Genomic DNA, 715 nt, shown 5'->3' with positions numbered 1-715 from the left:
CTGGAGCGTCTCGTAGTAGGCCGAGCCCTCGGTCCTGAAGCGGCGCTGGTAGGACTTGGTTATGGGGAACATCTTGATGTAGTGGATGCCGTGGCGACAGCCGGGGCGCGTCGTGGGGCGGGGTGGCAACGCAAAGTACTGGTCTTTGGGCACGTTGGGGGCGATGTTGGAATGCAGCGGCACGGCGAAGTCCCTGCGCTTCCCGCGGAAACGCAGCCTCACCACCACGATGCAGGGGCGATTGTGCTTAAGCATGAGCTCGCGTTCGCCCTCGACGAGGTCGAAGAAATCCTGGGGATGGATACGATCTTCATCGGCTACGCCCCCTTCATACGAAGCGGGGCCCGCATCGCTGCAGACCCCTACAGGTGGGCGATATTCTACGCCTTGCGGCACCCCGTCGCCCACGGAGGTTAAACGTACACGTAAGCCGTACTCTGAAAGCCGCGGCTTCCGGCAAGTAGTTTATACCACGAAAGGTCGCTTTCAACGCGCATAGCTCGCAAAATAACACTCGCTGGGCCGTCACCCCTGGCCGTTACCCTCCAATCTTCATTGGAGTCAGCAGGTCAATTCATATAGTTATGGGGGTGTATCCTAAAGGAAATCAAATTAATACCCCCATAACTAAGGAATTTTCTATTCCCACTCGATGGCGTCGATTCTGCCGTCCCGTCACTCCAGTTGCACCCAGTTTTCGGTGCCGTCTCGAGCC

At 57.8% G+C, this 715-nt stretch carries 2 protein-coding genes; one reads left to right on the top strand and one right to left on the bottom strand.

What is annotated here, in order from left to right; translation table 11 throughout:
• A partial coding sequence (locus ACT8II_RS08430) for a hypothetical protein (RefSeq protein ID WP_443813768.1) occupies nt 1-255 on the bottom strand: 255 nt, incomplete at its 3' end.
• On the opposite strand from ACT8II_RS08430, the gene ACT8II_RS08425 reads away from it, so the two are divergent.
• Entirely contained in the window at nt 244-417 is a 174-nt protein-coding gene (locus ACT8II_RS08425) for a hypothetical protein (protein ID WP_270226737.1), read from the top strand. The genes ACT8II_RS08430 and ACT8II_RS08425 overlap by 12 nt on opposite strands.
• The last annotated feature ends 298 nt before the right edge of the window (nt 418-715 follow it).

This window comes from Collinsella sp. (assembly GCF_052346665.1).
In the GTDB taxonomy this organism is placed as follows: domain Bacteria; phylum Actinomycetota; class Coriobacteriia; order Coriobacteriales; family Coriobacteriaceae; genus Collinsella.
The sequence above is the reverse complement of the archived record's forward strand: the minus strand, read 5'-3'. Positions and strand labels throughout refer to the sequence as shown.